Here is a 26,669-nt window from a genome sequence, read left to right on the forward strand (position 1 = left end):
CCGGGGGTGGTGCCAGCTACACCCCCGGGCGGGAGCCAGGGTGATGGCAGGCCCCTGATCAGTGCGATTACCGTACGGGCATGGCAACTCCCGGCCCGCTGCGGCGTACGTACACCTGGATCGCGGGCCACGCACCGTGGTCGGCGTGGGCCTGGCGCCACACGGCCTTCACGGTCGCCGCCATCCCTCCGGCGCTCCCCGCCCTCCTCGGCCTCACGTACCTGGCGTTGGAGCCCGGACAGGCCGTGGTCCCCCTGCTCCTGATCCTGCTGCTCTCCCCGCTGCTCACCCTCCTGCAGCGCAGCCGCTTCTGGGCGCTGCTCGGCCTCGACGTGCCGGCGGTCGTGCGGCGGAGCCGGTGGGCGAGCCCGCGCGGCCTGGCGGAGCGGCTGCGCTCCGAGGCGACGTGGCGCCAGTACGGCTACCACCTCCTCGTCAGCCCGCTCACCGCCGTCGCCGGCGCCGCGGTGGTCCTGGCCTGGGCCGTCGGCGCGGCCGCCGCCGGCGTGTACGGCTGGTTCTGGTTCCTGCCCGCGGACACCCGTACCCCCGGCTGGACGGGCTCCTACGACCTCATCACCGCCGGCGGCGCCCTGCTGCTCCTGGCAGCGCCCTGGCTGGCCGTGCTCTTCACCCGCCTGGACGCCTTCGCGGCGGCCGCCCTTCTCGGCCCGAACCGGGCCCGCGAACTGGAACGGCGCGTCGAGGACCTGGCGGAGAGCCGGGCCGGGGTGCTGGACGCCGCCGACCTCGAACGCCGGCGGATCGAGCGGGACCTGCACGACGGGGCCCAGCAGCGGCTGGTCGCCCTCGCCATGAACCTCGGCATCGCCCGCGCCACCCTGCCGGACCTGCCGCCCGAGGCCAAGGCCGTCATCGACGAGGCCCACCGGGAGGCGAAGGAGGCGATCGAGGAACTCAGCAACCTCGTACGGGGTCTGCACCCGGCCGTGCTGGAGGACCGGGGGCTGGACGCGGCCCTCTCCGGGATCGCCGCCCGCGCCCCCTTCCCCGTGGAGCTGACCGTGGACCTGGCGTCCCGGCCGGGGGCCACGGTCGAGGCCGTCGCCTACTTCGTGGTCTCCGAAGCCCTGGCCAATGTGGCCAAGCACGCCCGGGCGGACCGCTGTTCGGTACGGCTCGTACGAAGGCCGGGCCGCCGCGGGGACGTACTGGCCATCACCGTCACCGACGACGGGGTGGGCGGAGCCGACCCGGGGCGCGGCACCGGTCTGGTGGGCCTGCGCAAACGCGTAGGGTCGGTGGACGGAACCATCATGATCAGCAGCCCTCCCGGGGGCCCGACCGACATCACCGTGGAGCTGCCGTGCGGGCTGTGATCGCCGAGGACTCCGTCCTGCTGCGCATAGGACTCGTCAAAGTCCTCGAAATGGCCGGGTTCGAGGTGGCCGCCGAGACGGGCGACGCCGAGGCCCTGCTCGCCGCCGTCGACGAACACCGCCCCGAACTGGCCCTCGTGGACGTACGGATGCCACCCGGATTCACCGACGAGGGCGTGCGGGCGGCCCTGATGATCCGCCAACAGAGCCCGGACACCGCCGTGTTGCTGCTCTCCCAGTACGTGGAGGAGCGGTACGCCGCCGACCTCCTGGCCGCACAGAGCGGCGCGGGCATCGGCTACCTCCTCAAGCAGCGGGTCGCGGACGTGGAGGACTTCATCGACGCCCTGCGGCGCGTGGCTGCCGGCGGCACCGCCCTCGACCCGCAGGTCGTCGCCCAGCTCCTGCTGCGCCGCGGCGGCGGCCCGGACCCCCTCGAACGCCTCACTCCGCGCGAGCGCGAAGTGCTGGCGCTGATGGCGGAGGGCCGCTCCAACGCCGGGATCGCCGCCGAACTCGTCGTGAGCGAGAGCGCGGTGGCCAAGCACATCAACAGCATCTTCGCCAAGCTCGACCTGCCCCAGGCCGAGGGGGACCACCGCCGGGTCCTCGCGGTCCTGCGTTTCCTGGACGGCACGCCGTGACGCCGCCCGCCGCGCATGCCGCGCCGGCACCGGCCGCCCCGGCCCGGCCGGTGCAGCGGGCGGCGTGGATCACCGCGGCCGTCCTGAGCGCGCTCCTCGTCGTGGCGCCGGTCGGCTGGCAGGCGTGGTCGTACACGACCTCCCAGACCCGCACCGTCAACGGCGGCAGCGACGGCCGCCCCGTCACGGCGCTGGAGATCGTGGGTGGCGCCGCGAACGTGATCGTCACCCCGCGGGCCGACCACGAGGTCGGCTACCGCGCCGAGTTGAGCTGGTCGCTGAAGGCACCCGCCATCGAGGAGAGCTGGCTCGGCGACACCCTGAGGGTGACCCCGCACTGCCCCGGCGCGGGCAACTGGCTGATCGCGGGGGCCGGCTGCTCGGTCCGGCTGTGGGTCACCGTGCCCGTCGACGTCCCGGTGAGGGTGACGGCCGGATCGGGGCAGGTGTACCTCAGCGGCCTCGGCGGCGCCGTAGACGCGGACATCGGCTCCGGCCGCATCAACCTCACGGCGGTACGCGGGCCCCTGCGGGCCAAGGTGGGCTCGGGCAGCCTGGTGGCCACCGGCCTCACCGCCACCGACGCCGACATCCGCGTCGGCTCCGGCCGGGCCGCCGCGACCTTCCTCACCCCGCCGGACCACGTGACCGCCCGGGCCGACTCGGGCCGCGTGGCCCTCGTCGTCCCCGAGGCCACCCGGTTCCGCGTCACCTGCGAGACGAGCGGCGGCCGCTGCGAGTTCCCGCCGACCCTCCACGACGCGTCCTCCCCCCGCACCCTGGACATGCGGTCGGCCTTCGGCCGCGCCAACGCCTCCTACCCGGAGGGCTTCTAGGCGCGCCGGGCCGGGCGTCAGCGTTCCGACAGTTCCGACGGCGCCTCCTGGACCAGCCAGCCGTTGCCGTCCGGGTCCTCGAAGGTGAGGAAGGAGTTCCAGGTGTCGCCCTTGCCGTCCTCCCAGCCCTTCGGGCCGAGGTGGCGGACCGGGGAGGCGTCCACGCCCCGGGACACCAGCTCCTCGCGGGCCGCCTCGATGTCCGTGACGCAGAGCTGGAGTCCGTGCAGGGTGCCGGGGGGAGTCCGCTTCGCGCCCGGGGCCGGGGGCATGCCGTGTTCCAGGGCGATCGAACACCGCGAGCCGGGCGGGGTCAGCTGGATGATGCGGACGCCCGGGGCGACCTCGTCGTCCAGGTCGACGGCGAAGCCCACCTTGTCGGCGTAGAACTCCTTCGACCGGTCCAGGTCGGTGACGGGGACCAGAACGACTTCGAGCGTCCAGTTCACGGCAGGTCTCCTAGGCAACGAGAAACGCGAAACGCCAGGGCAGGCAGGTCCACGGTCGCCCAGGAGGGGCCGCCGCGCACGCCGAAACGCCCGTCGGAAGGGGCGCGGCGAAAAAACAATTGGCCCCGCCGCGAGGGATCTTGTTACGGTGGATCCGTTCCCGCCGATCGGCCGGAGGACGTCGGTACGTGCATGACCAGGAGGTGAGTTCATTGATGACTGTCGTTGCGCAGGGCGCTGCCCGCACTCACAAGACCATCAATGTCATCTCCGTGGTCTCCGGCTGACCTCACCTCACGCCTTTCCGCGCGTCGCCGCCGAGCGAGCGCGCGTGCCGCCGGGACCACCCTGTGAAGGGTTCCCCTTGTCTCACACCTCTGCTTTCCCGCAGGCCCCGCTCTCGCACGCCCTCACCCCTTACGGCTGGGACGACGCGTGGGCGGCCGAGTTCATCCCGTACGCCGAGCAGGGCCTCGTGCCCGGCCGGGTCGTACGCGTCGACCGCGGTCAGTGCGACGTCATGACCGCCGACGGCACCGTCCGCGCCGACACCGCCTTCGTCACCCCGCACGACCCGCTCCGGGTCATCTGCACCGGCGACTGGGCGGCCGTGGAGGCGTCCGGAAACCCGCGGTACGTGAAGGCGTACCTGCCGCGCCGGACCGCCTTCGTACGGTCGACCTCCTCGCAGCGGTCCGAGGGACAGATCCTCGCCGCCAACGTCGACCACGCGATCATCGCCGTCTCCCTCGCCGTCGAGCTGGACCTGGGGCGCATCGAGCGTTTCCTGGCGCTGGCGTGGGAGTCCGGGGCGCAGCCGCTGGTCGTCCTCACCAAGGCCGACCTGGTGCCGGACCCGGTGACCCTGGGCCACCTGGTCCAGGACGTGGAGACCACCGCCCCCGGGGTTCAGGTCCTCACCGTCTCCTCCCTCACCGGGGAGGGCACGGACATCCTCGCCGCCGTCGTCGGGGGCGGTACGAGCGTGCTGCTCGGCATCTCGGGCGCCGGGAAGTCCACGCTGGCCAACACGCTGCTCGGGGTCGACGTCATGGAGGTCCAGGAGGCCCGCGAGGTCGACGGCAAGGGCCGCCACACCACGACGACCCGCAACCTGCTCGCCCTGCCGGGCGGCGGCGTCCTTATCGACACCCCCGGGCTGCGGGGCGTGGGGCTGTGGGACGCCGAGGCCGGGGTCGGCCAGGTGTTCTCGGAGATCGAGGAGTACGCGGAGCAGTGCCGCTTCCACGACTGCGCGCACGTGGCGGAGCCGGGGTGCGCGGTGCTCGGCGCCGTGGAGTCGGGGGCGCTCCCGGAGCGCCGGCTGGAGAGCTACCGCAAGCTGCTGCGGGAGAACCAGCGGATCGTGGCGAAGACGGATGCGAGGCTCCGGTCGGAGATCCGGCGCGACTGGCGTCTCAAGTCGGCGGAGGGCCGCGCCAATTACGCCGCGAAGCGCAACGGCCGCGCCTGACCCGAAGCCCCTGCCCCCGGGGCCCGCCCCCGGCCCCCCGCGCCTCAAGCGCCGGCGGGGCTGGATGCGGCTCCGCCGTCCCGCGGGTGCGGCGCCGTTGCGGGGGCTCCGCCCCCGGGCCCCCGCGCCTCAAGCGCCGGCGGGGCTGGTTTGCCTCCGGCGGCGCCTCAAACGCCGGCGGGGTTGGATTTGGCTGATGCCGCCCGCTGGGTGCTTCAGCGCATCCAACCCCGCTGGCACAGCCAGTCCCCTCCGGCACCCCTCCAGTCCCTCTGGCGTATCCACCGGCGCCGGGACATACAGCCCCTCCGGCGTTTGAGGAGCGGGGTCCGGGGCGGAGCCCCAGCAGCGGCGCCGCACCCGGCACCTTCGGCCTCGCCGGCGGCGGGGTCCGGGGCGGGGGCCGGGTCAGATGCCCGACGCGACCGAGCCGAGCCACGCCCCCACCACCAGCAGGCACGCGAGCAGCTCCACCAGCACGCTCGTCCCCACCGCCCGCATCACCGCCCGTACCGAGGCCCACGCCTCGCCGTGCGTCCCCAGCCGGAGCCGCTCGCACAGGTAGATGCCGCCCATGAACCCCGGGACCGCCCCCACCACCGGGACCAGTACGAAGCCCAGCACCGCCCCGGCGCCCGCGAACACCGCCATCCGGCGGGTGACCCCCACCCCCCGCAGCCGCCGGGGCGGCAGCTGCCACTTCACCACCTGCACCACCAGCAGCAGAGCCGTCGCCGCGACGAGCAGGGACCACGCCGGCGCGGACCGCTCGTGCAGCGCCCACCACATCAGACCCGCCCACACCAGCCAGGTGCCCGGCACACCCGGGACCAGCACCCCGACCACCCCGAGCAGCAGCACCAGCCCCACCAGGAGCAGCTGAGGCAGATCCATCTGCATCTGTTCAGCCTGACCGACCAGGGCTTATCGGGCCACCCAGCCCCGCTCGTACGCGTGCCAGCCCAGCTGGAGCCGCGTCGTGACCCCGGACAGCTCCATCAGCCCCTTCACCCGCCGCTGCACCGTCCGCAACCCCAGCTCCAGGTGCTTCGCCACGCTCGCGTCCGTCATCCCCGCCAGCAACAGCGTCAGGATCTCCAGGTCCGTGGCGTCGGGGCCGCCGTCGGACTCCTCCGGCGCGCCGGTCGCACCCAGCCGCAGCGGCAGCGACTCCCGCCACACCGCCTCGAACAGGCCCATCAGGGATTCCAGCAGCCCCGAGGCGTGCACCACCAGCGCCGCGGGCTCCGCGCCGCGCTTCGTCAGCGGGACCATCGCCAGGGTCCGGTCCGCGATCACCAGCTTCGTCGGGACCTCGCCCGTCACCCGCACCCGTTCCCCCCGGGCCAGCGCCGTCGACGCCTCCCGGATGCCGCTCTGCCCGGCCAGCACCTCCCGCTCGATCACCACCCGGTAGTCGACGCCCCGCACCGAGGCCCGGTCCTCCGCCTCGTTGTCCGTGCCCGTCACCACCTGCGGGCGGCCGGTGACCAGCGCGCACACCTCCTCCGCCGCGCCCAGCTGGAGCTGGTGGAAGCGGTGCGCCACCGCACTCGCGCCCGTCACCACCTCCACCAGGTCGTGCACGGCCGGCTCGGCGGCCTCCGCCCGGTACTCCTCGGCCAGCAGCGCCGCCGCCAGCTCGGCCTGCTCCAGCTCGTGCCGCTGCTGCGTGAGCAGGGCGCCCAGGGCGACCCCGGGCGGCGCCGCCACCCAGCGCCCCGGCCGCGCCGACGACTGGGCCGCCAGCCCCTGCCGCTCCAGGTGCCGCAGCGCCCGCTCCGTCTGCGGCACCGGCAGCGTCAGCCGGTGCGCGAGATCGGGCACTTCCGCCGCCCCCAGCGCCACCAGAGCCCGGTAGGCCGACTCCTGGCCCTCGTCCAGGCCTATCGCACCCAGCAACGCGTCCCCCCACCCTTGTCGCAGCGCCTGGCGGGAAGCGGCCACGGCGCAAACCCGCCGCCGACATCATCGCCGCACCCCCCGCCTCTCTGCCAGGGTGACGCCACCGCAGCACCAACATCCGCCGGCCAGAGGCCATTTACGCGGCGGCTTTGCCGCGCAATGCCGTAATTGGTCTCAATCAGCCGGAATTCACCTGGGGAGAGCGATGCGCCCGATATCGCGTACGGCAGTGGGAGCGGCCACCGCGGCCGTCCTGGCCGTGACCGCCGTGGGCCCGTCCACGGCACAGCCGAGCGGCGGAGCGCCGGACAGGAGACCCGTCGTCGGGAGCGGGGCCGCCGGACAGCAGCCCGCCGCGCCCGTCACCGTGACCCTGGTCACCGGAGACCGGATCCTCGTCTCCACCGACGCCGCCGGCCGCACCGCCGCCACCGCCATGCCGCGTCCGGACGGCTCGCAGCCGATCGTGCAGACCCGCCAGAACGGCAAGGACCTCTACGTCTACCCCGAAAGCGCCGTCAAGGCGCTCGCCGCGGGCCGGGCCGACCACGAACTCTTCAACGTCACCGGTCTCATCCGTCAGGGCTACGACGACGCCCACACCAGGAAGCTCCCCCTGATCGCGGTCTACGACGGCTCCGTCAACGTGGCGCGCAGCGCCCCGCCCGCACCCCGCGGCGCCGCCCGCACCCTCGTCCTCGGCTCCATCGGCGGCGTCGCGCTCGCCGCCGACAAGGAGCAGGCAGCCGCCTTCTGGGCCGAGGTCACCGCCGACGCGTCCGCCGCGGACGCCCGCGCGCGCTCCGTCTCCGGCGGGCTGAAGAAGCTGTGGCTGGACGGCAAGGTCCGGGCGAACCTGGAGCGCTCCACCAAGCAGGTGAACGCCACCGCCGCCTGGGCCGCGGGCTACGACGGCAAGGGCACCAAGGTCGCCGTCCTCGACACCGGCACCGACCTGGAACACCCCGACCTCAAGGGCCGCGTCGCCCGGTCGAAGAACTTCACCGACTCCGACACCGACACAGACCGGCAGGGCCACGGCACCCACACCATCTCCACCGTCGGCGGCTCCGGAGCCGAGAGCGGCGGCGCCAAGAAGGGCGTCGCCCCCGGCGCCGAGCTGCTCAGCGGCAAGGTCCTCGACGACCAGGGCTACGGCCTCGACTCGTGGATCATCGCCGGCATGGAGTGGGCCGTCGAAAGCAAGGCCGACGTGGTCTCCATGAGCCTCGGCGACCCCTCCCAGACCGCCTGCGACGACCCCCTCGCCACGGCCGCCGAACGGCTCTCGCAGCAGGGCCCCCTCTTCGTGATCGCCGCCGGCAACTCCGGCCCCGGCAACAACACCGTCTCCTCGCCCGGTTGCGCGCCGAGCGTGCTGACCGTCGGCGCCGTCGACCGCGACGACAGGACGGCCGCCTTCTCCAGCCGCGGCCCGGCCGGACTCCGGCACACCCTCAAGCCCGAGATCGCCGCCCCCGGCGTCGGCATCTCCGCGGCCGCCATGGGCGGCCGCGGGGTCTACGCCTACCAGTCCATGTCCGGCACCTCGATGGCCACCCCGCACGTCGCGGGCGCCGCCGCCATCGTCAGGCAGCGTCACCCCGACTGGACCGCGCAGCAGGTCAAGGCCGCCCTCGTCGGATCCGCCGACACGGCCGTCCCCGGGGACGTACGGGAGACCGGCGGCGGCCGCCTCGACGTGAAGGCCGCCGTCGACACCACCGTCACCGGCGCCCCCGCCGTGCAGGGCGGCGCGTACAACTGGCCGCAGGACCGCAGCGACCGCACGAGCGTCGACGTCCCGTACACCAACACCGGCGGCAAGCCCGTCACCCTGAACCTCGCCGTCGAGAAGGTCACCGGCAACGACGGCTCCGCCGTCCGCAGCCAGGTCGCCCGCCTCGACAGCCGCACGGTCACCGTCCCGGCCGGCGCCACCGTCAAGGTGCCGCTCGCCCTCGACCCGGCGGCGAAGCTGGAGCGCTCCCAGTACGGGGACGTCACCGGCCGCGTCGTCGCCACCGCCGCCGGCGTGCGCGTCTCCACCCCCTTCTCCCTCTACGTCGAGCCCGAGACGGTGACCCTGCGCGTCAAGCTCCTCGACCGCGCGGGCCGCCCGGCCGCCGGACCGTCCTCCCTGGACGTGATCGGCACCGACGACGCCACCGGCGAGCGCCGCTTCAACGACGGCTCCGCCGACCAGGTCTACCGGGTCCGCCCGGGCGCGTACTTCCTCTCCGCCTTCGTCGGCACCCCCGACGCCGGGGCGGGCGAGGGCGGGCTGATCGACTCCCTCACCTACCTCGGCCGCCCCCAGGTCGAGTTGAAGAAGGACACGACCGTCGTGCTCGACGCCCGCAAGGCCGGGCGCCTGGCCATCGAGGCCGACAAGCCGGTCGAGTCCCGCAACACCACCCTCGGCTTCGCCCGCAGCTGGGGCGACGCCTGGCTGCACGCGGGCACCGCCATGGGCGGCCGCACGATCCGCGGCTTCTACGCCTCGGTCGAAGGCCGCGCCGCGGACGGCGACTTCGAGTTCGGCAGCTACTGGCGGGCGGCCGCGCCGCTGGTCTCCGAGCTGAAGGCCGCCGGCGGTCCCGTCCTGCACCCGATCACCGCCTCCACCGGCAGCGACAACCTCGACGGAACCGGCACCGCGCCGCTCGTCGACGCGGGCACCGGCACCCCCGAGGAGCTCGCCACCGCCGGCGCCAAGGACGCGATCGTGCTGGTCAAGGCCGCGGACGCAGCCCTGTACGAGGTGGCGCAGAACGCGCGGGCGGCCGGAGCCAAGGCCGTGCTCGCCTACCGCGACGCCCCCGGCCGCTGGGTCGCCTTCACCGGCTACGCGGGCGGTGCGCTGCCCGCCCTGTCCATCGAGGCCGCCGAGGGGCAGGCCCTGCTGGCCAAGCTGAAGGCGGGCGAGGTCACGCTGTCCTGGAAGGGCACGGCGAAGAGCCCGTACGTCTACTCCCTCGCCTTCCCCGAGAAGGGGCAGCTCCAGGCGGGCCACACCTACCGGGTGCGCGACCGCGACCTCGGCCAGGTCGAGTCCACCTACAACTCCATGGGCGTGGCCGCCGACTTCATCGACCTGGCCGGCGCCTACCGGCCGATCGGCAGCGCCGTGTTCTTCGGCGGCATCGAGACCGTCGCGGCGCCCGGCAGGCGGACCGAGTACTACTCGGCCGGGGACACGGCCTGGGACCAGCTGCTCTCCAGCAGCTTCCCGTGGGGCGAGTTCATGGCCGGCGCGCAGCGCACCTACACCAAGGGCCAGAAGACCAGGGAGGCCTGGTACGACGGGATCACCGGCCCCGTCGCCCCGCGGGACGCGTCGGGCAGGGAGACCCTCGCCGCGGAGCGCCAGGGCAACCTGATCGGCTTCGCCCCCGCCATGTGGGGCGACAGCGCCCACGCCGCGCAGCCGGGCTCCTTCGGTGACGTCGGCGGCCTCGTCCTCAAGCGGAACGGGGAGGTCGTCGGGGAGAGCTGGTACCCGTTCGGGGTCTTCGAGGTCCCGGCCGGGGAAGGCCGCTACGAACTGACCCAGAGCATCGAGAAGATCGGCCCGCCCGCCCGGGTCTGGCAGCGCTCCGGCGCCGTCAGCACGACGTGGGGCTTCACCTCGAAGCTCGACGCCTCCGCGTACTCGCAGGGCCTGCCGATCCTCTTCCCGAGGTACGCGGCCCCGCTGGACGGCCTCAAGACGGTTCCGGCGGCCGACGGCCAGAGCATCGGGCTGAGCGTCACCGGGCACGCCGGTTACGCGCCGGGCGCGCTGAAGTCGGCGAAGCTCTCCTACTCCTACGACGGGGAGAACTGGACGGAGGCGAAAATGAGCGAGCGCGGCGGCAGGTGGACCGCTGTCGTGGACCACGCCGGTGCCTCCGGCAAGCCGGTGTCGCTGAAGGTCGAACTGACCGACGCGAACGGCGCCCAGGTCACCCAGACGGTCGCGCGGGCGTACGACGTTCGCTAGTCCGTACGGGAAGGGCGGACGGGGTCCACCGGGCGGCGGCCCGGTGGGCCCTTTTCGTGCATTCGACGTTTTCCGGCCGGGCCGGAGGCCCAGAATGAGGGCATGAGTCAGCAGGGCGCGGGCGCGGACGACTGGTGGCAGAAGCTCTACGAGGACCCGGACGCGGGCCCGGAACCCGACCCGGGGGACACCCTGGACAACCGGTTCCGCTCGGCGTCGGTCCTGACCACGGACCCACCCGCCGACCCACCACCCCCCGCCGTCCCACCCCCGGCCCGCCCGCCGGGGCCCGCCGAGGTGCGCGGCTCGGCCGTGCCCGGGCCGTACGGGCCAGGCCCGGCAGAGGCCCGGGGGGCCGCCCCGCCGGAGCCCCCGCAGGACGCCGCCCGTCCGCCGGGGCCCGCCGAGGTGCGCGGCTCGGCCGTGCCCGGGCCGTACGCGGCGGGGCCGGAGGAGGCGCGGGACCCCGTCGTGCCGCCGCCTCCACCGCCGCCGCACGCCGCCGTCCCACCGCAGGCTCCGGCGCCGCCGGTGCCGCCCGTGCCCCCGCCCGCGCCGCCGGGGCCGGTTCCGCACCAGGGGCCGGCGGTGCCGGCGCCGCCGCCGGCCCCGCCGTGGGGGGACGTTCCGGCCGGGCTGGTGCCGGGGCCGCGGACGGCTCCGGATCCGGGGCCCGCCGTACCGCCACCGCCACCGCCACCGCGGGATCCGCGGGCCGGGGGTGCCACCGGGTACGCGCTCGGGGACGTGGACGTGCCTCCGGCGGAGCCCGCCGGGCGGTGGGAGGCGCCGCACGAGGAGGACCTGACCCGGCAGCTGCCGCCCCCGCCCCCACCGCCGGCCCCCGTACCGCAGCCGGCGCCCGCGGAGCGGCGGCCCGAGGTGAGCCACCTCGGCGACCGGGCACCGACCTACGCCGCCGAGCCCGGCGCGCTGCCCGCCGCCGACCCGGCCGCCCTGGACGGGCTGACCCCCGACACCGTCCTGGAGGGCGCCCGCTACGGCACCTACACCCTGCGCGCCGCCTCCCTGCGCGGGGACTCCGCCCGCTTCCGCGGCGAGACCCGCCGGGACTTCCTGCTCACGGCCCGCTTCGGCAGCGGCGAGGGAGCCCTCGTCCTGGTGGCCCTCGCCGGCGGCGACCGGGCCGCCCCCGGGGCCGCCGCGGCCGCCGCCGAGCTCTGCCGCACCGTGGCGGCCGCCGTCGGCCGCAGCCAGGAGCGGCTGGCCGACGACATCCTGGCCGGGCGCCGCGACGCCCTGCGCTCCGGGCTCCAGCGCCTCACCGACCGCGGCTACGGCCGGCTGCGGGCCCGCGCCGCCGAGCTCGGCCTCGCCGAGGAGGCGTACACCGCAGGACTGCGCGGGCTGCTGCTCCCCGTGGACCCGCGGTGCCGCACCCGCGTGAGCTTCGGCTCGGGCGCGGGCGGCCTCTTCCGGCTCCGCGACGGCCACTGGCAGGACCTGGAGCCCGCCCGGACGGCAACCGCGGCAGAGCCCGCACCGCCCGAGACGGCCGAGCCGCCCGCCGAGGGCAACGGCTTCCGGTTCCGCGCCTCGGTGGCCCGCCCCGGCGACACCCTGCTGCTCTGTTCCGGCGGCCTCGCGGACCCGATGCGCGAGGAGGGCCTGCTCCCGGCCGAGCTCGCCGCCCGCTGGTCGCAGGCCGAACCGCCCGGCCTGGCAGCCTTCCTCGCGGACACCCAGCTCCGCCTCAAGGGCTACGCCGACGACCGGACGGCCGCCGCGGTCTGGGAGGGCCGGGAGGCGTAACCGCGCGGAACGTGCATGGATGGGAGGCGCACCCGGCAGAGCCGAACCGGAAAGGGCGCCCCCTTCATGGCCAAGCAGAACGTGGCGGAGCAGTTCGTGGACATCCTCGTGCGCGCGGGCGTGCGGCGGATGTACGGAGTCGTCGGCGACAGCCTGAACCCGATCGTCGACGCCATCCGCCGAACGGGTGAGATCGAATGGATCCAGGTCCGCCACGAGGAGACGGCGGCCTTCGCCGCCGGCGCCGAGGCCCAGATCACCGGCCGCCTCGCCGCCTGCGCCGGCTCCTGCGGCCCCGGGAACCTGCACCTGATCAACGGCCTCTACGACGCCCAGCGCTCCATGGCCCCCGTCCTCGCCCTCGCCTCGCACATCCCCTCCAGCGAGATCGGCCTCGGCTACTTCCAGGAGACCCACCCCGACCAGCTGTTCCGCGAGTGCAGCCACTACAGCGAGCTGATCTCCAACCCCCGCCAGATGCCCCGCCTGCTCCAGACCGCCGTCCAGCACGCCATCGGCCGCAGCGGCGTCAGCGTGGTCGCCCTGCCCGGGGACATCGCCTCGCTGCCCGCCCCGGAGAAGGCCGTCGAGCACGCCCTCGTCACCGCCCGGCCGACCGTGCGCCCCGGCGACGGGGAGATCGAGAAGCTGGTCCGGCTCGTCGACGAGGCGGACAAGGTCACCCTCTTCTGCGGCAGCGGCACCGCCGGTGCGCACGCCGAGGTGATGGAGTTCGCCGGCCGGGTCAAGGCGCCCGTCGGGCACGCCCTGCGCGGCAAGGAGTGGATCCAGTACGAGAACCCGTACGACGTCGGCATGAGCGGACTGCTGGGCTACGGAGCCGCCTACGAGGCCACCCACGAGTGCGACCTGCTGATCCTGCTCGGCACGGACTTCCCCTACAACGCCTTCCTCCCCGACGACGTGAAGATCGTCCAGGTGGACATCCGACCCGAACACCTCGGCCGCCGCTCGCAGTTGGACCTCGCCGTCTGGGGAGACGTACGGGAGACGCTTCGCGCCCTGAACACGCGCGTGAAGGCCAAGTCCGACCGCCGCTTCCTGGACCGGATGCTGAAGAAGCACGCGGACGCACTGGAGGGGGTGGTCAAGGCCTACACGCGCAAGGTGGAGAAGCACACGCCGATCCACCCCGAGTACGTGGCGTCGGTGCTCGACGAACTGGCCGACGACGACGCGGTGTTCACCGTCGACACGGGGATGTGCAATGTGTGGGCGGCGCGCTACCTTTCCCCGAACGGCAAGCGGCGCATCATCGGCTCCTTCAGTCACGGCTCGATGGCCAACGCCCTCCCGCAGGCCATCGGCGCACAGTTCACCGACCGGAACCGTCAAGTGGTGTCGATGTCGGGCGACGGCGGTTTCTCGATGCTGATGGGAGATTTCCTCACCCTGGTGCAGTACGACCTGCCCGTCAAAGTGGTCCTCTTCAACAACTCATCCCTCGGAATGGTCGAGTTGGAGATGCTGGTTTCCGGCCTGCCCTCCTACGGGACGGCCAACAAGAACCCGGACTTCGCCGCGATCGCCCGCGCGGCGGGCGCCTACGGGGTCCGCGTGGAGAAGCCCAAGCAGCTCACAGGGGCTTTGAAGGACGCTTTCCGGCACAAGGGGCCCGCTCTGGTGGACGTGGTCACCGACCCCAACGCGCTGTCGATTCCACCGAGGATCAGTGCCGAGATGGTGACCGGTTTCGCACTTTCCGCCAGCAAGATCGTGCTTGACGGCGGAGTGGGCCGGATGATCCAGATGGCTCGATCCAACCTCCGCAACGTACCGAGGCCGTAAGCCCGCAGGAGTGCGGAACGGCCCGGAGGGCATGCATCCCGTAGACCAGTTCGAGAGTCGTGGACGCGGGGGAGGTACATCGCCGTGCGGGTGGGGGCGAAGACGGGGAAGCCGTGGAGGAGAGGGAGGCCGGTGCCGCGTGAGCCATCGGCCGGGGACACGCTGGAGATCACGCGGAGCGTACGCCGGGCGGATCTCAAGGCGGTGGGTGAAATCCGCAGGGCGCTGCGGGAGTTGATGCGCCACCGGTGCAAACCGGACGCCACCGAGGTGGCGGAGCTGCTGATCACCGAACTCGTCACCAACGCCCTCGTCCACACCGAGCAGGGCGCGGAGGTGTCCGCCAGCATCGACGCCACCCGGTTACGGGTCGAGGTCCGCGACTTCGCCGCCCGCCTGCCCCGGCCGTACGTACCGACCGCCGACGACGGTACGCACGGCAGGGGACTGGTGCTGGTGCAGACGCTCGCCGACGACTGGGGCGTGGACGCGTGCGCGCCCGGCCGCGGCAAGGTGGTCTGGTTCGAGCTGGACGGAGGGCCCGCCTGAGCAGGCGGGCCCTCCGGGGTGCGCGGGGCGGGGGACCGGTCAGCCGAACTGCTGCTCCAGGTCCTTCAGCTTGCGCTCCAGCGAGTCGAGCCGCGGGATGGTCTGGGTGTCGTCCTCGGCGGTGAGGTCCACCGTCCGGGGCCCGGTCACCTCAGCGGACCCGGTGCGGGTCACGGCCTGCAGGGAGGGCCTTCTGCGCGGTGGCAGCTGTCCCGATTCCGGTATGGCCGGCTCCGCGCCGACCGGCGCGGAGCCCGCTCCCTGCGTGAGCTCGGGGAGGTCGACCTGGCGGGCGCGGGCCCGCCCGAACGCGCGGTGCTGGCGGCCCAGCGCCTTGATGTGCGCGCGGTCCAGGCGGTGCTGCTCCCGCCTGCGGTGCCGGTCGTTCTCCTTCTCCTTCTTGTCCTCGCGCACCTCGTCCACGGCCTCGTCGAGGGTGCGCACCCCCTCCAGCAGCATGAGGGACCAGGCGCCGAAGGTCTCCCGGGGGGCCCGCATCCAGCGGACCATCCGGATCTGCGGCAACGGCCGCGGGATCAGGCCCTGTTCGCGCAGTGCCGCCCGGCGGGTCTGCTTGAGGGCGCGGTCGAAGAGGACGGCCGCCGAGAGGGACATCCCCGCGAAGAACTGCGGGGCCCCGTCGTGGCCCATGCCGCGCGGCGCGTGCACCCAGTTGAACCAGGCGGCCGCCCCCGCGAACAGCCAGACCAGCATGCGCGAGCCGAGGGCCGCGTCGCCGTGGCTGGCCTCGCGCACGGCGAGCACCGAGCAGAACATGGCGGCGCCGTCGAGGCCGAAGGGGACCAGGTACTCCCAGCCCCCGGAGAGGTTGAGGTTCTGCCGGCCGAAGCCGACCAGTCCGTGGAAGGAGAGCGCGGCGGCCACCGCCGCGCAGCAGAAGAGCAGGACGTAGGAGGCGGTCCCGTAGACGGCCTCCTTGCGCCGCCGGCGCTCCTCGCTGCGCTCCCAGCTGTCGTCGGCCGCGGCCTTCTCGCTCTCGCGCCTGCCCCGGGCCAGTACCGCAACTGCCGCAAGTACGCCCAGGATCAACAGGCTGCCGGGCAGCAGCCAGTCCAGCGATATGTCGGTCAGTCTCATGCGGATGTCCTTGCCTCGCGTCTGGCGGCTGTGCGGCTTTCCGGGCGCCATAGTGGCCCAGCCGGTCGGCCGTACACGCGGGTTTCGGGGCAAGTGGACGCCATCGGGGGGCGGGGCCCGCCGGATAGGGTGTTGTGGCTCGAACTGACGCCCGCACGAACGGGGTTGGGTTCGATTACTGCCACCCCTGGGGGTGGGTTCAGTCGGCGGCGGCCGCCGTGAGCCGGGCGACGCGGTCCGCGTCGCAGGTGCGGGGGCAGGTGACGCAGGTGTCCTCGGGCCGGACCGTGTAGAAGAGGCAGCAGGCGGCCCGGTCCCGGGTGGGCAGCTCCGTGCCGTCGGGGCCGGAGAGGGTACGGAATCCGGCGCCGCCGGTGTACGGGGCGGTCGAGCCGGGCAGCAGCGCCTCCAGCCCGGCCATGGCCCGCTGCTCCTCCCCGAGCAGGTGTCCGGCGTACCAGAGGCTCTCGACCACCTCGTCGGTCACCATGCCCCACAGGGCGCGGCGGCCGCGCCGCATCCGCGGGCCGAAGCCCTCCAGTACGGGGCCGAGGTGCTCGGCCACCGCAGCCCGCACCTCCTCGCGCAGCGCCTCCTCGTCGGGCACGACCCGGGCCCCGGGGAGGGCGGCCGCCGGGTCGTCCGGCAGGCAGGCGAATTCCGCGACGTGGACGGTCATCCGGCCCAGCGTCCGGTGGAAGGCCACGCCGGCGGCAGGGAGCCGGGGGACGCGCCGGTGCAGGAACCACGGCAGGGTGATCAGCAGGCAGGCCGGCCAGGCGTACCGGTGCAGCCCGAAGCTCGCCACCACGTCGGGGCGGGCCCGGCGCCCGTAGTCCCTGAGCACCTGGGCGTCGTCCCAGGCGAGGAAGGCCTCCAGGGCGGCCCCGCCCGCCGCGAGCTCGTCCGCGCCGACCCACCCCGCACCGCGAGGGGAGGGTTCGTGCGCGGCCCGCTCGGTGACCCGCAGCCCGCCGTACACCTCGGCCAGGCGGGCGTACGCCTCCGCCACCGGAGAGCCGGCCGGGGCGGGGGAGGGGGAGGGGGCCGTGGAGCCAGGGAAGGCCGTGACGGTCATGCGGGACCACCGAATCACACGATCGTTAACAGGTTAGCCTTACCTTACCCGATCTCGGTCAGGCCGTATCCTCAGGTCAGGCCGAGACCCCGTAGGAGGACCGAGTGCACGACACGGCCCGAGCGGGGATTCCGGAACCGCGGAAGGTGCTGCGCCATTCGGTGCGCGGGCAGGTGCTCGACGCGCTGCGCGCCGCGCTGGTCGAGGGGGAGCTGGTGCCGGGGGAGATCTACTCGGGCCCGGCCCTGGGGGAGCGCTTCGGGGTCTCCGCGACGCCGGTGCGCGAGGCGATGCAGCAGCTGGCCCTGGAGGGGGCGGTGGAATGCCTGCCGAACCGGGGCTTCCGGGTGCTGTCGCGCACGCCGCGCGAGCTGGCCGAGCTGGCGGAGGTACGGGCCCTGCTGGAGGTCCCCGTGATGCTGAGGCTGGCCCGGGCGGTGCCGGCGGCCGCGTGGGAGGCGCTGCGGCCGGCGGCGGCCGCCACGGCCGAGGCGGCGGCGGAGGGCGACCTGCCGGGCTATGCGGAGGCCGACCGGGCCTTCCACCGGGAGGTCCTCGCCCTGGCGGGCAACGCGCAGCTCGTGACGGTGGCCGAGGAACTCCACCGGCGGGCGCAGTGGCCCCTCCCGGGCGCCCCGCGCATCCGCCGGGCCGACCTGGTCGCCGACGCGGCGGAACACTCGGCCCTCCTGGAAGCCCTGATCGCGGGCGACCTCCCGGTGGTCGAATCCCTGGTCCGCGAACACTTCGCGGGCGCCCCCGCCTAGCCGCCGCCGCTGGGCTCCGCCGCCCCGCCCCCGCCCGAGCACGCCCGTGCCGGCACAGGCGCGGGGCTCCGCCCCGTACCCCGCGCCTCAAGCGCCGGCGAGGCTGGATTTGCCCCGCCCGAGTGCACCCGCGCGGGCACAGGCGCGGGGCTCCGCCCCGTACCCCGCTCCTCAAACGCCGGAGGGGCTGGATTTGCCCCGCGCGAGTGCGCTTGTGCGGGCACGCGCACGGGGCTTCGCCTCGCGCCTCGGGGGCAATCTCAGCCCCTCCGGCGTTTGAGGAGCGGGGTCTGGGGCGGAGCCCCAGCGGCGGCGGCGCCGCCGGTGTCCTCCGGCCCCGCCCGCGCAGCGGTTACGCGGGGGTCGGGGACAGCTGGTCCGCCAGCCAGGTGGGGATGCCCCCGAGGAGGTGGAAGAGGCGGCGGGCCTCCGCGCGTAGACGGGCGGCCTCGGGCTCCGGCTCGGCCTCCGCGAGCGCGGCCAGCGCCGGAGCCGTGCCGATCAGGAAACCCAGGTCCTCCCGGATGCGGAGGGACTCCGCGAAGCCCTTGCGGGCCTCCGCCACCTCCCCGTCCCGCAGGGCCAGCGCGGCCAGGTGCCGCCACGTGAACGACAGCAGCAGCGTGTCCCCGTGGGCCAGCGCCCCCTCATGGGCCCGGAGGTACGCCGGACGGGCCGACTGCGGGGCGTCCGTCAGGTGCTCGGCGACCAGGCCCCGGCGGAAGTCCAGCAGCGGGCGGGTCCGCGAGGAGGGGGACAGCAGGGCCGCCGCCCGGCCCAGCGCCGAGCGGGCCTCGTCGGCCCGGTCCCGGACCCCGAGCACGGTCGCCGCGTACGCCAGCTGCCCCCGCTCACACGCGGCCGCGCCCCGGTCGTCGTCGTCCTGCGCGACCGCCTCGGCGACCCGCAGCGCGTCCTCGGCCTCGGCCCAGCCCTGCCCGGTGAACAGGCACCGTTCGACCAGCAGCGCGGTCCGCTGCACGGCCGCCCCGGCCGGTGCGCTGCGGCCGGCGTGCGGTGTCAGCAGAGCCGCGGCGTCGGTCCAACAGCCGCGCGAGCGCAGCCGCCATATCGCCCGCTGGAGGGGGTCGTCTCCCCCGGTAGTTCCGGCACTCGACATGGCGGTATCCGCCACATTGCCCTCCCCAAAGCAACCAAGCAGCACGTCGTTGAGCCCTGGGGCGAAATGAGAGCACGGATCTGCGGCTTCGGCCAAGGGGTCGGGTGAACTCTTTCACAAAGTCCGGACCCTTCGTCAGGCACCCCCCTGGGCCGTCCCCGCCCCACCCGGGCGGATCTCCTCAGCTCATGCGCAGTGCCAGGAAGAAGTCGAGCTTGTCCTCCAGCCGGGAAAGGTCACGCGCCGTCAACTGCTCGATTCGCCCGACCCGGTAGCGCAGCGTGTTGACGTGCAGGTGGAGCCGCGTCGCACACCGGGTCCACGAACCGTCGCAGTCCAGGAAGGCCTCCAGCGTCGGGATGAGCTCCGCGCGGTGGCGCCGGTCGTAGTCCCGCAGCGGGTCCAGCAGCCGGGCCGTGAAGGCGCGGCGGACGTCGTCCGGGACGAACGGCAGCAGGAGCACGTGCGAGGCCAGCTCGTGGTGGCCCGCGGCGCACACCCGGCCCGGACGGGCCGCGGCGACCCGGCGGGCGTGCCGGGCCTCCTCCAGCGCCCCGCGCAGCCCCTCGGCGGAGTGCACGGCCGCGCTGACGCCCAGCGTGAGCCGGCCGTCGTCGGCCAGACCGGCCTGGAGGGGGTCCCGTACGGCCGCGAGCAGCGCGTCGGCGTGCAGGGCCGAGTCGGGGCCCTTCTCCTCCCCGCCCTCACCGGTCGGCGAGGGCAGCGGTACGAGGGCGATGGCCTCGTCCCCGGCGTGCGCGACGGCGATCCGGTCCGAGGGCTCCGGCCCCGACACGGATGGGTCGACGAGGATCTCCTCCAGCAGCGACTGGGCCACCGGGCCGCCGGGGATGTCCCCGCCGTCCCAGTCCACCCGCGCCACGACGACCTGCCAGTGCGGCGCCGTGCCCAGCCCGGGCAGCAGCACCGGCGCCGCCACCCGCAGGCGGGCGGCGATCTCGGCCGGCGGTGCACCCGTCTGGACCAGTTCCAGGACTTCCTGTGCCAGGCGCCGGCGCACCGTGCGGGCCGCGTCGCGCCGGTCCCGCTCGACGGCGATCAGCTGGGTGACGCCCTGGAGCAGGTCCAGGCGCTCGGCGGGCCAGTCGCCCGCGTCCGCCTCCACCGCCAGCAGCCAGTCCGACAGCACGCTCTCGCGCACGTCACGGGCGGCGGGGCCGGCCGCGCCGCGGCCGTGTCCCCTGATCGGGAAGAGCGAGTAGGTAATACCCTGGATGGAGATCCGGTGCGGTCCCCTGCGGCCCGTCCGGACCGCCGCGAGGTGCTCGCTCGCCAGTGCTGCGCACACGCCCGGCGCCAGCGGCTCGCCCGCCCCGGCGATCTGTCGGCCCGTGGGGGACAGCACCCAGGCCCGGAGATCGAGGTCGGTGGTGAGCAGATCCAGCACCACGTCGGGACCGCCGCCGGCAGGCCCCGAGGTCATCAGACGGCGGTGTCGGTCCACGACGGCCGCGAGGTCCCCGGCGCGCTCTCCCGAGACCTGCCGAACCACGTACTCCGTGATCGTGGCGAATGCAACGTCTTCGTTCACAGCGAACAGCGGCAGACGATTGCGGATACAGGCCGAGACCAGATCATCGGGGATGTCCCCGAGCTCCGCCTCGCCGGCCGCGAGGCCCGCCACGCCCGCGCTCGCGAGGATTCGTACGAACGGCTCTGAGTCGGCTGAATTTCTTCGCCAGGCCAGGCCAGTGAGGACGAGCTCGCCCCCGGTGAGGTATCGGCTGGGATCCCTCAGGTCGGTTGTCATGACCCCGCGGACCGTCCGGTCGAGTTCTTCCTCGCCGCCCAGCAGCCGCAGCCCCAGCGCCTCGGTTTCCAGCAGTGCGCGCAGCCGCATGATGTCGCCGCCGATCTGTCTCGAATGTTGCCGTTGGAAATCGGGCAGGTCGTCGCATCCTGCCTTTCATACGAATCTACAAGACGAGGGAGGTCGTCAGCCAACTCCTTCATGGTTTCGGTGACTGCACCCGGGGGACGCGGGGCTTGTGTACTGGCTCCACACCGCGTTAACAGCACGTGAACGACCAGTCGAGGGCCTCAAGGCCTCCTGGCTTGAAGTGAACGACCCGATTAAGAAGAAGAGAGCCGCACATGGACTTCCTTCGCCCCGCCAGCTGGGAGGAGGCGCTCGCCGCTAAGGCCGAGTTCCCCACAGCTGTGCCGATTGCGGGTGGCACCGACATCATGGTCGAGATCAACTTCGACCACCGCCGTCCGGAGTACCTCCTTGACCTCAACCGCATCGAGCTGCTGCGGGAGTGGGAGGTAGGCGAGGAGGTCACCAAGCTCGGCGCCTCCGTCCCGTACACCCAGATCATGGAGAACCTGCGCGGCACGCTGCCGGGTCTCGCGCTCGCCTCGCACACGGTCGCGTCCCCGCAGATCCGCAACCGCGGCGGTGTCGGCGGCAACCTCGGTTGCGCCTCGCCGGCCGGTGACTCCCACCCCGCCCTGCTCGCCGCCGACTGCCACGTCGAGGTCGAGTCGGTACGCGGCTCGCGTCTGATCCCGATCGACGAGTTCTACACCGGCGTCAAGCGCAACGCGCTCGCCGCCGACGAGCTCATCAAGACGGTGCACATCAAGAACGCCACGGGCCCGCAGCAGTACTCCAAGGTCGGCACCCGCAACGCGATGGTCATCGCGGTCTGCGGCTTCGGCCTGGCGCTGCACACCGACACCCGCACCGTGCGTACGGGTATCGCCTCGGCCGCCCCGACCCCGATCCGGGCCAAGGCCGCCGAGGAGTTCCTGAACGCCGCGCTCGAAGAGGGCGGTTTCTGGGACAACGGCAAGGTCATCACCCCGTCGATCGCCAAGCAGTTCGGTGAGCTCGCCTCCGCCGCGTGCAACCCGATCGACGACGTCCGTGGCACGGCGAAGTACCGCCGTCACGCGGTCGGCATCCTTGCTCGCCGCCAGCTCGTCTGGACCTGGGAGCAGTACCGCGGCACGAACGGCCGCTCGCTTGAAGGGGCTGCGTAATCATGCGCGTCAATTTCACTGTCAACGGTCGTCCGCAGGAAGCCGACGACGTCTGGGAGGGCGAGTCCCTTCTCTACGTGCTGCGTGAGCGCCTGGGCCTGCCCGGCTCCAAGAACGCCTGCGAGCAGGGCGAGTGCGGTTCCTGCACCGTCCGCCTCGACGGCGTGCCGGTCTGTTCCTGTCTGGTAGCGGCCGGTCAGGTCGAGGGTCGCGACGTCGTGACCGTCGAGGGCCTGGCCGACTTCGCCAAGCAGCGCGACGAGCACGGCCACGGCGGTGCCTGCGGCACCGGCGGCGGCTGCGGCAGCAAGGGCGTCTCCACCGACGAGGCGAAGCAGTGGGCCGCCAAGCCCGGCGACTCGCAGACCGGTGAGGGCATCGAGCTCTCCAACATCCAGCAGGCGTTCATCGACGCCGGCGCCGTCCAGTGCGGTTTCTGCACCCCGGGTCTGCTGGTCCAGGCCGACGCGCTCCTGGAGCAGAACTCCGACCCGTCCGACCAGGACATCCGTGAGGCCCTGTCCGGCAACCTCTGCCGCTGCACGGGCTACGAGAAGATCCTCGACGCGGTCCGCCTCGCGGCCGCCCGTCAGGGAGAGGCGGTCTGACCATGGCGCAGAACACCCGCACCGTCGGCGCGCCGACGGACGTCACCCAGAAGCACAACAAGGGTGGCATCGGCGAGTCCACGCTCCGCCCGGACGGCACCCTCAAGGTCACCGGTGAGTTCGCGTACTCCTCGGACATGTGGCACGAGGACATGCTGTGGGGCCAGACCCTGCGCAGCACCGTCGCCCACGCCGAGATCGTCTCCATCGACATCTCCGAGGCGCTGGCCATGCCGGGCGTCTACTCGGTCCTGACGTACGACGACCTGCCGGCCGAGATGAAGAACTACGGCCTCGAGATCCAGGACACCCCGGTTCTCGCCAACGGCCGGGTACGTCACCACGGTGAGCCGGTCGCCCTCGTGGCCGCCGACCACCCGGAGACCGCCCGCCGCGCGGCCGCCAAGATCAAGATCGACTACAAGGAGCTGCCGCTCGTCACGGACGAGGCCTCCGCCCTCGCCGCCGACGCGCCGCTGATCCACGAGGGCCGCGACGACCACCACTCCGGTCACGTCCCGCACCCGAACATCGTGCACCGCCAGCCGATCATCCGCGGCAACGTGGAAGAGGCCCGCAAGCGCGCCGACGTGATCGTCGAGGGCGAGTACACCTTCGGCATGCAGGACCAGGCCTTCCTCGGCCCGGAGTCCGGCCTGGCCGTGCCGTCCGAGGACGGCGGTGTCGACCTCTACGTCGCCACCCAGTGGCTGCACTCGGACCTCAAGCAGATCGCCCCCGTCCTCGGCCTGCCCGAGGAGAAGGTGCGCATGACGCTCTCCGGCGTCGGCGGTGCCTTCGGTGGTCGCGAGGACATCTCGATGCAGATCCACGCGTGCCTCCTGGCCCTGGCCACGAACAAGCCGGTCAAGATCGTCTACAACCGGTTCGAGTCCTTCTTCGGCCACGTGCACCGCCACCCGGCGAAGCTCTGGTACGAGCACGGCGCCACCAAGGACGGCAAGATCACGCACATGAAGTGCAAGATCGTGCTCGACGGCGGTGCCTACGCCTCGGCCTCCCCGGCCGTCGTCGGCAACGCGTCCTCCCTCTCCGTCGGCCCGTACGTCATCGACGACGTCGACATCGAGGCGATCGCGCTCTACACGAACAACCCGCCCTGCGGCGCGATGCGCGGCTTCGGCGCCGTCCAGGCCTGCTTCGCGTACGAGGCCCAGATGGACAAGCTCGCGGCGAAGCTGGGCATGGACCCGGTCGAGTTCCGCCAGCTGAACGCCATGGAGATGGGCACGATCATGCCCACCGGCCAGGTCGTGGACTCCCCGGCGCCCGTCGCCGAGCTGCTGCGCCGGGTCAAGGCCCGCCCGCTGCCGCCGGAGCGCCAGTGGGAGAGCGCCGGCGAGGGTGCGGACGTCCGCGCGCTGCCGGGTGGTCTCTCCAACACCACCCACGGTGAGGGCGTCGTCCGCGGCGTCGGCTACGCGGTCGGCATCAAGAACGTCGGCTTCTCCGAGGGCTTCGACGACTACTCCACCGCCCGCGTGCGCCTGGAGGTCATCAACGGCGAGCCCGTCGCCATGGTCCACACGGCCATGGCGGAGGTCGGCCAGGGCGGTGTCACCGTCCACGCGCAGATCGCCCGTACGGAGCTGGGTGTCACGCAGGTGACCATCCACCCGGCCGACACGCAGGTCGGCTCCGCCGGTTCCACGTCCGCCTCGCGGCAGACGTACATGACCGGTGGCGCCGTGAAGAACACCTGTGAGGCCGTCCGCGAGGCCCTGCTGGAGATCGGCCGCCGCAAGAACGGCTCGTACCACCCGGCCTGGGCCCACGCCGAGCTCCTCCTGGAGGGCGGCAAGGTCGTCACCGACGGCGGCGAGGTCCTCGCGGACATCGCCGACATCCTCGAGGGCGAGGCGATCGACCTCGAGCTCGAGTTCCGTCACCGTCCGACGGTCGCCTTCGACCTGAAGACCGGCCAGGGCGACGGCCACGTCCAGTACACCTTCGCCGCGCACCGCGCGGTCGTCGAGGTGGACACCGAGCTCGGCCTGGTCAAGGTCGTCGAGCTGGCGACCGCCCAGGACGTCGGCAAGGCGCTGAACATGCTCTCCGTGGTCGGCCAGATCCAGGGTGGTACCACCCAGGGTCTCGGCGTGGCGGTCATGGAGGAGATCATCGTGGACCCGAAGACCGCGAAGGTGCGCAACCCCTCCTTCACGGACTACCTGATCCCGACGATCCTCGACACCCCGACCATCCCGGTCGACGTCCTGGAGCTCGCCGACCCGAACGCGCCGTACGGCCTTCGCGGTCTGGGCGAGGCCCCGACCCTGTCGTCCACCCCGGCCGTCCTCGCGGCGATCCGGAACGCGACGGGCCTGGAGCTCAACAAGACGCCGATCCGTCCGGAAGCCCTCACCGGGACCCTCTAGGACGGCGTGGTCCGGGGGCCGCGAGGCCCCCGGACCCCCAAAGACTCTCCGGGCGGTGTGACATTCGGGAACGTCACACTTCCAGTCGCACCGCCCGGAGTACACGAAGTACCGCACCGCTCGCGGTCCTTTACCCGGCTGTAGTCGGCAATACCTGGCAGTACCCCTGCAAGAACCCCCGTAGTACCAGCGGTCACCCCCGCACTACCCGCAGTACACGCAGTGCACATTCGCGTCGCCTCGGGCCGTCACCCCGGGTCGTGCAGCCAACGCAGTTTCCCAAATCCCGCGTCTCCAATCTCCATGCGGGTGCCCCTTTGAACCTTGGGAGTTAGGCACCATGACCCAGTCGTCAGTGGAGCCCAAGACCACCGCGGAAGAGGCCGGCGACGGCACTCTCAACCCCGCTGGGCGTTCTTGGCTCGACCGGTACTTTCACATAACCCACAGAGGATCCAACGTCGGCAATGAAATTCGTGGCGGTGTCACGACGTTCATGGCCATGGCGTACATCCTCCTGCTCAACCCGCTGATCCTCTCCGGCAAGGACGTCGCCGGAAACACGATGGCTCCGGCGGCCCTGATCACGGCCACGGCCTTCGCCGCGGCCCTGACCACGCTCCTGATGGGCTTCATCGGCAAGGTGCCCCTGGTCCTCGCCGCCGGCCTGTCCGTCTCCGGCGTACTGGCCTCGCAGGTGGCCCCGCAGATGACCTGGCCGCAGGCCATGGGCATGTGCGTGATGTACGGCGTCGTGATCTGTCTCCTGGTCGTCACCGGCCTCCGAGAGATGATCATGAACGCGATCCCGCTCGCGCTCAAGCACGCGATCACCATGGGCATCGGCATGTTCGTCGCCCTGATCGGTCTCGTGAAGGCCGGCTTCGTCGGCAAGGGCCCCGAGTTCGGTCCGCCGGTCCAGCTCGGTTCGGTCGGCGAGCTCGCCGGCTGGCCCGTCCTGCTCTTCTGCGTCACCCTGCTGACGATCTTCATGCTGCAGGCCCGCAAGGTCCCCGGCGCCATCCTGATCGGCATCGTGGGCGGCACCGTCCTCGCGGCCATCCTGAACGCCGTCGCGGACATCGACCCGAAGGCCTGGAAGAACGGTCCGCCGGTCCTCGAGGGCTCCGCGGTCTCCATGCCCGACTTCTCGCTCTTCGGTGACGTCTCCTTCGGCGGCTGGGGCGACGTCGGTGTCATGACCGTCGGCATGATCGTCTTCACCCTGGTGCTCGCCGGCTTCTTCGACGCCATGGCCACCATCATCGGCGTCGGCACCGAGGCCAAGCTGGCCGACGAGCAGGGCCGCATGCCGGGTCTGTCGAAGGCCCTGTTCATCGACGGTGCCGGTGGCGCCATCGGTGGCATCGCGGGTGGCTCCGGCCAGACCGTCTTCGTTGAGTCCGCCACCGGCGTCGGTGAGGGTGCCCGCACAGGTCTCGCCTCCGTCGTCAGCGGTCTGCTCTTCGCCGCCTGCCTCTTCTTCACCCCGATCACGCAGATCGTCCCGGGTGAGGTCGCCTCCGCGGCCCTGGTCGTCATCGGCGCCATGATGATGCAGAACGCCCGCCACGTGGACTGGGCCGACACCGCGACCGCCATCCCGGTCTTCCTGACCGTGGTGATCATGCCCTTCACCTACTCGATCACCCCCGGTGTCGCCGCCGGTGTGCTCTCCTACGTGGCCATCAAGGTCGCGCAGGGCAAGGCCCGCGAGATCGGCGCCTTCATGTGGGTGCTGACCGGTGTCTTCCTGGTCTTCTTCGCCCTCCACCCCATCGAGGCGTGGCTCGGCGTGAAGTAACGGGACGGACCGTGTCACCCGT

The 26,669-nt window shown here is 73.0% G+C and carries 20 protein-coding genes; 13 read left to right on the top strand and 7 right to left on the bottom strand.

The window, feature by feature from the left end; translation table 11 throughout:
• Nucleotides 1-80: 80 nt before the first annotated feature.
• The 3 genes from ACFTXQ_RS15200 to ACFTXQ_RS15210 are packed head-to-tail and all read left to right on the top strand — an operon-like array spanning nt 81 to nt 2,820.
• Nucleotides 81-1,340, top strand: a complete 1,260-nt coding sequence (locus ACFTXQ_RS15200; protein WP_382640627.1) for a sensor histidine kinase — start codon at nt 81-83, stop codon at nt 1,338-1,340.
• Nucleotides 1,328-1,984, top strand: coding sequence for a response regulator (locus ACFTXQ_RS15205; RefSeq protein ID WP_382640630.1), 657 nt, complete (start codon nt 1,328-1,330; stop codon nt 1,982-1,984). Before ACFTXQ_RS15200 ends, ACFTXQ_RS15205 begins: the two co-directional genes overlap by 13 nt.
• Nucleotides 1,981-2,820 carry a hypothetical protein gene (locus ACFTXQ_RS15210; RefSeq protein WP_382640632.1) on the top strand — a complete coding sequence of 280 codons (840 nt, stop codon included), beginning with the start codon at nt 1,981-1,983 and terminating at the stop codon, nt 2,818-2,820. Before ACFTXQ_RS15205 ends, ACFTXQ_RS15210 begins: the two co-directional genes overlap by 4 nt.
• Before the next feature lie 17 nt (nt 2,821-2,837).
• On the opposite strand, the gene ACFTXQ_RS15215 is transcribed toward ACFTXQ_RS15210, so the two are convergent.
• The gene (locus tag ACFTXQ_RS15215; protein WP_382640635.1) at nt 2,838-3,269 is read right to left on the bottom strand and encodes a VOC family protein; all 432 of its coding nucleotides are present in this window, start codon (nt 3,267-3,269) and stop codon (nt 2,838-2,840) included.
• A 364-nt stretch (nt 3,270-3,633) separates the two neighbouring features.
• Here ACFTXQ_RS15215 and rsgA point away from each other — a divergent pair, with 364 nt between their 5' ends.
• Nucleotides 3,634-4,743, top strand: coding sequence for a ribosome small subunit-dependent GTPase A (gene rsgA / locus ACFTXQ_RS15220; protein WP_382640638.1), 1,110 nt, complete (start codon nt 3,634-3,636; stop codon nt 4,741-4,743).
• Between the two features lie 408 nt (nt 4,744-5,151).
• Here the strand turns inward: rsgA and ACFTXQ_RS15225 are convergent, their stop codons facing one another.
• Together ACFTXQ_RS15225 and ACFTXQ_RS15230 are read right to left on the bottom strand one after the other, a co-directional pair.
• Complete coding sequence (locus ACFTXQ_RS15225; RefSeq protein WP_382640745.1) at nt 5,152-5,637, bottom strand: DUF456 domain-containing protein; 486 nt, start codon at nt 5,635-5,637, stop codon at nt 5,152-5,154.
• Between the two features lie 30 nt (nt 5,638-5,667).
• Nucleotides 5,668-6,645: a helix-turn-helix domain-containing protein gene (locus tag ACFTXQ_RS15230; RefSeq protein WP_382640748.1), complete on the bottom strand. Its 978-nt coding sequence runs from the start codon at nt 6,643-6,645 to the stop codon at nt 5,668-5,670.
• 208 nt (nt 6,646-6,853) lie between these two features.
• On the opposite strand from ACFTXQ_RS15230, the gene ACFTXQ_RS15235 reads away from it, so the two are divergent.
• The 4 genes from ACFTXQ_RS15235 to ACFTXQ_RS15250 all read left to right on the top strand — a co-directional run bounded on the left by ACFTXQ_RS15235 (nt 6,854) and on the right by ACFTXQ_RS15250 (nt 14,764).
• Nucleotides 6,854-10,633: a S8 family serine peptidase gene (locus ACFTXQ_RS15235; RefSeq protein ID WP_382640641.1), complete on the top strand. Its 3,780-nt coding sequence runs from the start codon at nt 6,854-6,856 to the stop codon at nt 10,631-10,633.
• A gap of 102 nt (nt 10,634-10,735) precedes the next feature.
• The gene (locus ACFTXQ_RS15240; protein WP_382640644.1) at nt 10,736-12,406 is read left to right on the top strand and encodes a protein phosphatase 2C domain-containing protein; all 1,671 of its coding nucleotides are present in this window, start codon (nt 10,736-10,738) and stop codon (nt 12,404-12,406) included.
• Between the two features lie 66 nt (nt 12,407-12,472).
• The gene (locus tag ACFTXQ_RS15245; RefSeq protein ID WP_382640646.1) at nt 12,473-14,215 is read left to right on the top strand and encodes a pyruvate dehydrogenase; all 1,743 of its coding nucleotides are present in this window, start codon (nt 12,473-12,475) and stop codon (nt 14,213-14,215) included.
• 132 nt (nt 14,216-14,347) lie between these two features.
• Nucleotides 14,348-14,764, top strand: coding sequence for an ATP-binding protein (locus ACFTXQ_RS15250; protein WP_382640649.1), 417 nt, complete (start codon nt 14,348-14,350; stop codon nt 14,762-14,764).
• Nucleotides 14,765-14,803: 39 nt separating this feature from the next.
• Here the strand turns inward: ACFTXQ_RS15250 and ACFTXQ_RS15255 are convergent, their stop codons facing one another.
• Nucleotides 14,804-15,862, bottom strand: a complete 1,059-nt coding sequence (locus tag ACFTXQ_RS15255) for a DUF2637 domain-containing protein (RefSeq protein WP_382640653.1) — start codon at nt 15,860-15,862, stop codon at nt 14,804-14,806.
• Nucleotides 15,863-16,061: 199 nt separating this feature from the next.
• A complete protein-coding gene (locus tag ACFTXQ_RS15260; protein WP_382640656.1) occupies nt 16,062-16,940 on the bottom strand; it encodes a (2Fe-2S)-binding protein in 879 nt (292 codons plus the stop codon).
• Nucleotides 16,941-17,044: 104 nt separating this feature from the next.
• Here ACFTXQ_RS15260 and ACFTXQ_RS15265 point away from each other — a divergent pair, with 104 nt between their 5' ends.
• Nucleotides 17,045-17,707 carry a GntR family transcriptional regulator gene (locus ACFTXQ_RS15265; protein ID WP_382640659.1) on the top strand — a complete coding sequence of 221 codons (663 nt, stop codon included), beginning with the start codon at nt 17,045-17,047 and terminating at the stop codon, nt 17,705-17,707.
• Between the two features lie 352 nt (nt 17,708-18,059).
• On the opposite strand, the gene ACFTXQ_RS15270 is transcribed toward ACFTXQ_RS15265, so the two are convergent.
• Together ACFTXQ_RS15270 and ACFTXQ_RS15275 are read right to left on the bottom strand one after the other, a co-directional pair.
• The gene (locus ACFTXQ_RS15270; RefSeq protein ID WP_382640751.1) at nt 18,060-18,827 is read right to left on the bottom strand and encodes a hypothetical protein; all 768 of its coding nucleotides are present in this window, start codon (nt 18,825-18,827) and stop codon (nt 18,060-18,062) included.
• Between the two features lie 181 nt (nt 18,828-19,008).
• Nucleotides 19,009-20,688: a PucR family transcriptional regulator gene (locus ACFTXQ_RS15275; protein ID WP_382640662.1), complete on the bottom strand. Its 1,680-nt coding sequence runs from the start codon at nt 20,686-20,688 to the stop codon at nt 19,009-19,011.
• A gap of 254 nt (nt 20,689-20,942) precedes the next feature.
• Here ACFTXQ_RS15275 and ACFTXQ_RS15280 point away from each other — a divergent pair, with 254 nt between their 5' ends.
• The 4 genes from ACFTXQ_RS15280 (at nt 20,943) to ACFTXQ_RS15295 (ending at nt 26,647) form a co-directional block, all read left to right on the top strand.
• Nucleotides 20,943-21,836, top strand: coding sequence for an FAD binding domain-containing protein (locus ACFTXQ_RS15280; RefSeq protein ID WP_382640664.1), 894 nt, complete (start codon nt 20,943-20,945; stop codon nt 21,834-21,836).
• A gap of 2 nt (nt 21,837-21,838) precedes the next feature.
• A complete protein-coding gene (locus ACFTXQ_RS15285) occupies nt 21,839-22,444 on the top strand; it encodes a (2Fe-2S)-binding protein (RefSeq protein ID WP_382640666.1) in 606 nt (201 codons plus the stop codon).
• Nucleotides 22,445-22,446: 2 nt separating this feature from the next.
• Nucleotides 22,447-24,843, top strand: a complete 2,397-nt coding sequence (pucD, locus tag ACFTXQ_RS15290) for a xanthine dehydrogenase subunit D (protein WP_382640669.1) — start codon at nt 22,447-22,449, stop codon at nt 24,841-24,843.
• Between the two features lie 340 nt (nt 24,844-25,183).
• A complete protein-coding gene (locus ACFTXQ_RS15295; RefSeq protein WP_382640672.1) occupies nt 25,184-26,647 on the top strand; it encodes an NCS2 family permease in 1,464 nt (487 codons plus the stop codon).
• The last annotated feature ends 22 nt before the right edge of the window (nt 26,648-26,669 follow it).

Origin of the sequence: Streptomyces sp. NPDC057010 (genome assembly GCF_042673805.1) — a bacterium.
Taxonomy (GTDB): Bacteria; Actinomycetota; Actinomycetes; order Streptomycetales; family Streptomycetaceae; genus Streptomyces.